At 36.2% G+C, this 8522-nt stretch carries 8 protein-coding genes and 1 tRNA gene; all 9 read left to right on the plus strand.

The genetic code is table 11. The annotated features are described in order from the left end of the window. Positions 1–132: 132 nt before the first annotated feature. The 9 genes from HMPREF3116_RS07680 (at position 133) to HMPREF3116_RS07720 (ending at position 8423) form a co-directional block, all read left to right on the plus strand. Positions 133–984 (plus strand): bifunctional 5,10-methylenetetrahydrofolate dehydrogenase/5,10-methenyltetrahydrofolate cyclohydrolase, encoded by an 852-nt coding sequence (locus HMPREF3116_RS07680; RefSeq protein ID WP_070468920.1) that lies wholly within the window; start codon positions 133–135, stop codon positions 982–984. Beyond that, entirely contained in the window at positions 974–2338 is a 1365-nt protein-coding gene (gene xseA / locus HMPREF3116_RS07685; protein WP_070468921.1) for an exodeoxyribonuclease VII large subunit, read from the plus strand. Before HMPREF3116_RS07680 ends, xseA begins: the two co-directional genes overlap by 11 nt. Continuing rightward, positions 2339–2584 (plus strand): exodeoxyribonuclease VII small subunit, encoded by a 246-nt coding sequence (locus HMPREF3116_RS07690; RefSeq protein WP_070468923.1) that lies wholly within the window; start codon positions 2339–2341, stop codon positions 2582–2584. Continuing rightward, positions 2584–3477 (plus strand): polyprenyl synthetase family protein, encoded by an 894-nt coding sequence (locus tag HMPREF3116_RS07695; protein WP_070468924.1) that lies wholly within the window; start codon positions 2584–2586, stop codon positions 3475–3477. The genes HMPREF3116_RS07690 and HMPREF3116_RS07695 overlap by 1 nt, the downstream gene beginning before the upstream one ends. A gap of 21 nt (positions 3478–3498) precedes the next feature. Continuing rightward, positions 3499–4314, plus strand: a complete 816-nt coding sequence (locus tag HMPREF3116_RS07700; RefSeq protein ID WP_070468926.1) for a TlyA family RNA methyltransferase — start codon at positions 3499–3501, stop codon at positions 4312–4314. Positions 4315–4354: 40 nt separating this feature from the next. Next, positions 4355–6049: a DNA repair protein RecN gene (gene recN, locus HMPREF3116_RS07705; protein WP_070468928.1), complete on the plus strand. Its 1695-nt coding sequence runs from the start codon at positions 4355–4357 to the stop codon at positions 6047–6049. Between the two features lie 18 nt (positions 6050–6067). Further along, a complete protein-coding gene (miaA, locus tag HMPREF3116_RS07710; protein ID WP_070468930.1) occupies positions 6068–7018 on the plus strand; it encodes a tRNA (adenosine(37)-N6)-dimethylallyltransferase MiaA in 951 nt (316 codons plus the stop codon). A 32-nt stretch (positions 7019–7050) separates the two neighbouring features. After that, positions 7051–8280, plus strand: a complete 1230-nt coding sequence (hflX, locus tag HMPREF3116_RS07715) for a GTPase HflX (protein ID WP_070468932.1) — start codon at positions 7051–7053, stop codon at positions 8278–8280. Positions 8281–8349: 69 nt separating this feature from the next. Beyond that, positions 8350–8423: transfer RNA gene (locus HMPREF3116_RS07720), tRNA-Arg, on the plus strand. Positions 8424–8522 lie beyond the last annotated feature (99 nt).

Here is an 8522-nt window from a genome sequence, read left to right on the forward strand (position 1 = left end):
TAAGTCCCGGCTTTTTAAAATTCGTGATATATGATGATTAATTTATGTAGGTATAATATCAGTACATGACTGTTATTATAGTGAAACATTCGATATACTTGTTACATTACAAATTGAATAAGGTGGGCAATCATGATAGAAATTCGTTCAAAAGAATTTGTTAAGGTACAAACTGATTTATTAAAACAGAGAGTTAGTGAATTGAAAGATAATGGTATTCACCCAAAGATAGTGATTATTCTTTGTGGTGATGATGAGGCAAGTGCATCATATGCACGAACTAAAACAAAGTTTGCTGATAAAATTGGCGTAGCACATGAATTAATTTCTTGTCCAAATGAAACAACAACTGAGGAATTATTAGCAATCATTAAACGTCTTAATGAAGATAACAGTGTACAAGGCATCATGATTGAAATGCCGCTACCAAAACAAATTGATTTTCAAAAAATCAATGTTGCTATTGATCCGGATAAAGATCTAGATGCTATCCACCCAATACATTTGGGGAATTTGCTAGCAGGTAATCAGAGTCGTGTGCCGAATACACCACTTTCGGCAATTACATTGATGGATGAAGTGAATACAAGTTTCAAAGGTAAGAGAGCAGTAATGATTGGGCGGTCAACTATCGTAGGTAAACCTTTAGCTGAATTAATGTTGCAACGTGGCGCAACGGTTACGCTTGCCCATAGTCAAACCGAAAATATGGCAGAATTAACACGTTCAGCAGATATTATTTGTGTGGCTGTTGGTATTCCAAAATTTTTAACTGCAGATATGGTTTCACCAGGGACTACGGTTATTGATATCGGTACAACTTATGATGAGACTGGTAAAGTATTTGGAGATGTAGACTACGAAAATGTAGCAGAAAAAACACATGCCATTACCCCGGTTCCAGGAGGGGTTGGACCAGTTACTAAGTTAATGGTATTTAAACAGATGATTGATAGACTAGAGGAAGTGACAGATGTTGTCTGACAAAAATTACTTAACGGTTAGTCAGCTGACGCAATATATTGCTACGAAATTTGAAAAAGATCCTTACCTACATCAAGTCTATGTAACTGGTGAAGTGTCTAATTATCGTAAACGGGCGAAACACCAATATTTTTCATTAAAGGATGATCATGCTGTCCTATCGGGTGTCATGTTTGCTAATGCCTTTAACCAGTTAAAGTTTGACTTAGAAGATGGTATGAAAGTATTAGCTATCGGTCGGATAGGTGTATTTAATCAAACGGGGCGCTATCAACTATATATAGACCACCTTGAGCCAGATGGCGTTGGTGCCCTCTACCAACGTTATGAACAATTGAAGCGGCAGCTGACTGAGGAAGGCGTTTTTCAGTTTGATCCCAAACCGATACCACACTTTCCTAAGAATATAGCAGTGATTACTTCACCCTCGGGAGCTGTAATAAGAGATATTATTACTACAGTTAAACGTCGTTACCCGATTGTTCAGCTAACACTTTATCCAACTGCAGTTCAAGGTAAATATGCGGCGGATGAATTAGTGAAAAATTTAGAACGTGTCTCAATACATGGTGAGTATGATACGGTGATTATCGGACGTGGTGGCGGATCAATAGAAGACTTATGGCCATTTAACGAAGAGAAAGTGGTACGTGCCGTTCGTAAAATGAATATTCCTATCATTTCCTCAGTTGGTCATGAAACAGATACGACGCTTGTAGACTTTGCAAGTGACATGAGAGCAGCTACACCAACCGCAGCGGCAGAAATTGCGACACCAGTATTGTCGGATGAATTAATTCGGATTCAAGAATTACAGGCAAGGTTATATCGTGCGCAAGCAAATCGGATCCAATATCTTAATCAGCGATTATTAGAATATCAAAATGCTTATATTTTTAGGCAACCTTTGAGATTATATGAAGGTTACCAACTGAAACTTAGAAACCTACAAGCTCAACTGATCCAGTCTCAAGAAAGTAATATGCGATCACAAAGAATGGCTATCCAACATTTGGACCAAAGTTTATATCAATCAACGCCATTGACTACATTAGGAACTTATCATACAAAAGTGAATTACTTACAGCACCAATTAATCAGTAATCATAGTCAGCAAATAAGAGCTAAAGAGTATCAACTGCAAAAAGCCATTTCACAATTAGATCTATTGTCACCATTGAAACGTATGAGTAAAGGTTTTGCCTACGTAACAAGTAATAAAATGCCTGTAGATTCAATTACTAAGGTGGATATAGGCGATTCATTAGCTATACAATTAGCTGATGGAAAAATTACCGCGCAAATTACTGGAACAGATAAGAAACAATTATCTAAAATTAAAGGAGAATCATAAATGTCTATTGACACCTCAAAATTATCTTTTGAAGAAGCATTAGAAAAATTAGAAGAAATTGTGAATCAGCTCCAAGATGGTGATATCAAGTTGGAAGAGTCGATGGAAGCATTTCAAGATGGTATCGCTTTAAGCAAATATTGTAGCCAAACCCTTGAAAATGCGGAAGAAACGATGACTAAACTGATGTCAGAAAGTGGACAACTCGAAGCATTTGAAGAACCAACAAGCCAAGGGGATGTATGATGAAGGCAACAACTTTCATAGAAAAATATTTGCCAGTTTTAGATGAAGCGATACTTAATGCTGTCGATCAATATGAACAAACACAACCAGAACAATTAAAAGAATCAATGGTATATTCATTAAATACTGGTGGTAAACGTATTCGTCCAATGCTACTATTGGCAACTTTAGAATCTTTAAATACAGATATTCGCTTAGGGTTAAATACGGCTATTGCATTGGAATATATCCACACTTATTCCCTTATACATGATGATTTACCAGCAATGGACAACGATGATTATCGTCGTGGAAAGCTAACAAATCATAAAGCCTTTGATGAGGCAACCGCTATCTTAGCAGGTGATTCTTTACTGACTGATGCGTTTGCGCTGATAGCTAATGATGATTATATTAGTGACAATCAAACGAAAGTGAAATTGATTGCGGAGTTGTCGAAGGCAGCAGGAAGCACGGGTATGATTGCTGGACAAGTAATGGATGTCGATTCAGAAGGCAAACGAATAGATTTGCTTACCATGCAGAATATACATAAACATAAAACTGGTGAACTGATTAGATATGCAATTTTTGCCAGTGCACAAATTGCACAAGTATCTAAAGATGTGGCAATTTTATTAGATGATTTTGCTTGGACCTATGGCGTTGCTTATCAAATTCAAAATGATTTACAAGAAGTAATGTGGACAGACGAAAAAAGAGGTAAGCTTAATCATTCAGATATTGATCTAAATAAAAGTACCTATCCATCTATAATGGGAACTAATGGTGCGTTGACAGCATTGGATGATAAAGTAAATATATGTAATGATATATTAAAACAAATACAAGAAATCGAACCAACTTTTGACCGTGACCTACTAGCAGGTTTCTTGAAGTACTTAAAAATTTAGCGAAATAAATAAGGAGAATAAATGGAGAAAGAGAGAGCTGACATTTTAGTTGTTCGGCAAGGATTAGCAGATTCACGTGAGAAAGCAAAACGTTTTATCATGGCTGGACAAATTTATACTGAAAAAGCCCAGAGAGTGGATAAACCGGGTGAGAAACTATCTGTGACAACAAAATTAACTTTAAAAGGTGAAGATATACCATTTGTATCCAGAGGTGGTTTTAAATTGGTAAAAGCCATGGAAACTTTTGCTATCGATTTCACTGATAAAAAAGTTTTAGATATTGGATCGTCCACAGGTGGTTTTACGGATGTAGCACTACAAAATGGTGCAAGTATGTCTTATGCATTGGATGTTGGTACGAATCAACTAGACTGGAAATTGAGGTCGGATGACCGTGTAGTGGTCATGGAACAAACCAACTTCCGGTATTCAAAACCAGAAGATTTTGTGGCTGGACAACCAGATATTGCAACCATTGATGTTTCTTTTATTTCCTTAGACTTAATCCTACCGCCTTTACGGTCTATTTTAAAAATAAATGGTCAGGTTGCGGCCTTGGTTAAACCTCAGTTTGAAGCAGGTAAAGATAAAGTTGGTAAAAAAGGTATTGTACGAGATAAGCAAGTACATAAAGACGTTATAACTCACACAATGGAAACTGCAATTGGTTTAGGATATGATGTTTCAGGTTTGACCTACTCACCAATTACTGGTGGGTCAGGAAATATAGAATTCTTGATGCTATTAACAAATACAGAAGGTGAACTAGGGAAAATCGATTGTACCATTGATATAAGTGCGGTAATTGAAGAGGCGCATTCGGTTTTTCATTAATGATGGATATCTAAATGGTTAGATAAGGGGAGAGATGTAAATGCTTCAGCATCTTACAATTAAAAATTTTGCGATTATAGAAGATTTAACGATTGATTTTGATACCGGCATGACCGTTCTAACTGGGGAAACAGGTGCGGGGAAGTCAATCATTATCGATGCTGTTGGCTTATTAGTAGGAGGTCGTGGATCAACAGACTTCATTCGCTATGGTAGTGAAAAATTTGATTTACGCGGTATTTTTTATATGCCTGATCTTTCAGATGAAGGACGAGCTATGCTGGTAGATAATGATATACCATTTGATGACGCTCAGTTGATGGTCGTTCGACAACTAGATACTAACGGTAAGAATACGATTAAAGTCAATGGCGTTTCTATGACGGTTAGTATGCTTAAAGCGCTAGGGACACATATTGTAGATATTCATGGACAAAATGAGCATCAAACTTTAATGAATACTAGCAATCATATTCATTTGCTGGATCACTTTGCAAAAAGTGATATCGCTCCTAAGTTGGCTGAGTATAAAGAAGCATATGCTAGTTATCAAGCTGCTAAAAGAAAATTAGATAGTCAGGATTTAAATGAACAAGAAGCAGCTCAGCGGGTAGATCTACTGAAGTTTCAAATAAATGAAATCGAATCTGCTAACTTGCAAGTTGGTGAAAACGAAGCTTTGATTATTGAGCGGGATCAACTACAAAATTTTCAAAAAATTGCGGATGCATTAGGTGCTTCTAATAGTTTATTATCTAATTCAGAATTTAATATTATAGACTTAGTGGGTCAAGTTATTGGGGAATTGGAAACTATTCGCGATTTTGACTCGGCTTATAGTGATTATTACGAGCAAATAACAGGTACTTACTATGCCTTACAAGATATAGCTTCTAGCATTTCAGATCAGGTTGACCAACTACATTATGACCCTAACCGACTAGATGAAATTATCGAACGATTAGCTGTTTATAAAAATCTCACCCGCAAATATGGAGAAAATACAGAAGCAATTTTAGTATACTTGGATAAAGCTAAAGAAGAGTTAAAAGAGTTGGAAAATCGTGAATCAAATCAACAGAAGTTAAAGAACGCTGTAAAAAAAGCACATAGCAATGCATTAGATATAGCACAGAAATTATCTGATAGTAGAAGAGCAGCTATTGATGGATTAGTTAAAGCAATCGAAAGGCAAATGCAAGCACTCTATATGGAAAAGGCCAAATTCCGTGTAGATATGCAACCATTGGCTGAATTAGGGCCAGATGGTATGGATGATGTGACGTTTATGATTGCGACAAACCCTGGAGAGCCATTTAAACCCTTAGTTAAGGTTGCATCAGGTGGTGAATTGTCGCGGTTGATGTTAGCCATGAAAACTATTTTTCAAAATGCATCTGGTGTAACAGCGATAATATTTGATGAAGTGGATACAGGTGTATCTGGTCGTGTGGCACAAGCAATCGCAACTAAAATGTTTGAGATTGCTCTTAAAGCTCAGGTTTTATGTATCACTCATTTACCACAGGTAGCTGCTATGGCAGACCATCAATTATTTATTTCTAAAGAAGAAAAAAGTGATCGTACATATACCAATGTACTATTATTAACAAATGAAGAACGCATAAATGAAGTTGCAAGAATGCTAACTGGGTCAAACATTACCGCAGTTGCAAAAGAGGCAGCAGCAGAGCAGATTGAAGAAGATCGACAATTTAAAGCAAATCTTCGGTAAAATAGAAGGAGTGGGCGCATGAAACCCAAACTAATCGTGATAGCTGGACCGACTGGGGTAGGGAAGACTAGCTTATCTTTAAAATTAGCCAAAGCATTTAATGGCGAAATTATTAATGGTGATTCCATGCAAATATATAAATCCTTAGATGTTGGTACAGCGACACCAACTAAAAGTGAACAAGCAGAAGCAGTACATCATTTAATTTCATATGTTAGAGTTGATGAAGAGTATTCTGTTTCCCGTTTTAAGTCAGACGCAAAGGCGGCGATGGAGGATATTTTAGCTAAGGGTAAAATCCCTATATTGGTTGGTGGAACTGGTTTATATTTGGAGTCTTTCATTTATGATTTGTCATTAGGTGGCGATAACCTAGAGCATCCTAAATTTCGTACGCAAATGGAAAAGTTAGCTAAAAATGAAGGAAACCAGGTTGTTTATCAAAAATTAGTTGATTTAGATCCTAAGGCAGCAGAACAAATTCATCCAAATAATTTAAGGAGAGTTATTCGAGCACTGGAAGTAGGGACTTTTTCAGATAAACTCTTTTCTGACCAGTCAGAAACACATGATAATCATGTTTCTCCTTATGATCTATGTATTATTGCTTTAAATACTGACCGTCAAGTGCTATATGATAGAATTAATAAGCGTGTAGATGATATGGTAAATCAAGGCCTTGTCGAAGAAAGTAAATGGTTATTATCTCAAAATCTAGATAAAAACCAACAATCAATGAAAGCCATTGGATATAAGGAACTATTTCCTTATATCCGTGGAGAGATATCGCTTGATATTGCTTTAGAAGATTTAAAGCAAAATTCAAGACGTTATGCCAAGCGTCAAATAACATGGATCAAAAATCGTTTAACAGATGTGCATTGGGTAGATTTAGTAGCACATCCACAAGATTTACAGGATTTATTAAAACTAGTTGATGATTTTTTAAATACCACTAGTGTGCATTAGCATAGATTTTCGGTTCAGAAGGAGGAAGATGTATGCAAAAAGTTTTATTAGCAGCAGTTCAGACACCTGATATTAGTGACCGTCAATTTGATATGCAAATTGAAGAATTAGAGGAGTTAGTGAACACAGCAGGTGGAAAAGTTGTAGGATTCGTTTCACAAAAACGTGAACGCTATGATGCTAGAACCCTTATTGGTAAAGGGAAAGTAGATGAATTAGCGTCGCAGGCTGAAGTAAAAGAAGCTGACTTAATTATTTTTTACCAACAATTAACACCATCACAAAATAATAACCTTCAACAAGCTGTGGATTTCCCAGTAATTGATCGTATTCAATTAATTTTAGATATTTTTGCTATGCGCGCAACTTCAAAAGAAGGTAAGTTTCAGGTAGCTTTAGCACAAAATGAATATCTTTTACCGCGATTAGCTGGTAACTATAATGCACTCTCCAGACTTGGTGGGGGAATCGGGACAAGAGGTCCTGGTGAAACAAAGATTGAACAAGATCGTCGGGTGCTTCGAAACGATATTCAACGTATTAAGGGGGAGTTAAAAGAAGTTGAAAAACATCGCAGTCGAACTCGTGAGAATCGGGAAAAGGGCGCTATTTTTCAATTGGGTTTAATTGGGTATACAAATGCTGGAAAGTCTACGATTACCAACGCTTTAACTGAAGCGAATACTTTAGAAGAAAATCAATTGTTTGCAACTTTAACACCGTTAACTCGCGTATTTTCGTTAAACAACCACTTTCAAATGTCTATAACTGATACAGTAGGCTTTATCCAAGATTTACCACCACAAATCATTGATTCATTTCATTCAACCTTGGAAGAGAGTAGACAGGTAGACTTGATGTTAATTGTGATTGATGCTTCCTCACCATATGCTAGTGAACAAGAAGCAGTTGTGTTGGATACTTTGAAGCAATTAGATATGTTAGATATACCACATTTATTCGTTTATAATAAGATGGATAAGTTAGATAGCAGTCAAGCTGTTTTAGCTTTTAATCAACCCAATATACAGATTAGTGCTAAGTCTGGTGATAGCATTCAAAATTTATTAGTGGCTATTATCGATGAATTGAAGAAGCAATATGATGAAATTGAAATCTCAGTTTCTCCTAATCAAATTGGTAACTGGATGGGTTTACAAGATCGTATTTATTTTGAAAACTTATCCTTCGATGAGGAAGCCCAAACATACAAATTGCATTTATTTAAGCCTAAATATTTACAATTGCCTAAGCCAAGATAAAAAGTGCTTGACAGAACTTACTATCTTGGTATAAAATTTAGTAGTTGTCATTTAAGATTGGCAGCTTTTGTTAGGATAGCTCAGCTGGATAGAGCAACGGTCTTCTAAACCGTAGGTCGTGGGTTCGAATCCCACTCTTAACATTAATAGAAACCGCTATATATCAACGTTTCGAAGTTGGTGTATAGCGGTTTTATTTATTTAAAAAACTGGTTCTGTGTCAAATAGTGTTGGTGACCAAA

Origin of the sequence: Aerococcus sp. HMSC10H05, assembly GCF_001806975.1 — a bacterium.
GTDB lineage: Bacteria > Bacillota > Bacilli > Lactobacillales > Aerococcaceae > Aerococcus > Aerococcus viridans_B.

What these genes read in the sequence shown, in the direction of transcription:
- xseA (WP_070468921.1), top strand. Translation starts at nt 974, where the DNA reads ATGTTGTCTGACAAAAATTACTTAACGGTTAGTCAGCTGACGCAATAT.
- miaA (WP_070468930.1), top strand. Translation starts at nt 6,068, where the DNA reads ATGAAACCCAAACTAATCGTGATAGCTGGACCGACTGGGGTAGGGAAG.
- recN (WP_070468928.1), top strand. Translation starts at nt 4,355, where the DNA reads ATGCTTCAGCATCTTACAATTAAAAATTTTGCGATTATAGAAGATTTA.
- HMPREF3116_RS07700 (WP_070468926.1), top strand. Translation starts at nt 3,499, where the DNA reads ATGGAGAAAGAGAGAGCTGACATTTTAGTTGTTCGGCAAGGATTAGCA.
- HMPREF3116_RS07690 (WP_070468923.1), top strand. Translation starts at nt 2,339, where the DNA reads ATGTCTATTGACACCTCAAAATTATCTTTTGAAGAAGCATTAGAAAAA.
- HMPREF3116_RS07680 (WP_070468920.1), top strand. Translation starts at nt 133, where the DNA reads ATGATAGAAATTCGTTCAAAAGAATTTGTTAAGGTACAAACTGATTTA.
- HMPREF3116_RS07695 (WP_070468924.1), top strand. Translation starts at nt 2,584, where the DNA reads ATGAAGGCAACAACTTTCATAGAAAAATATTTGCCAGTTTTAGATGAA.
- hflX (WP_070468932.1), top strand. Translation starts at nt 7,051, where the DNA reads ATGCAAAAAGTTTTATTAGCAGCAGTTCAGACACCTGATATTAGTGAC.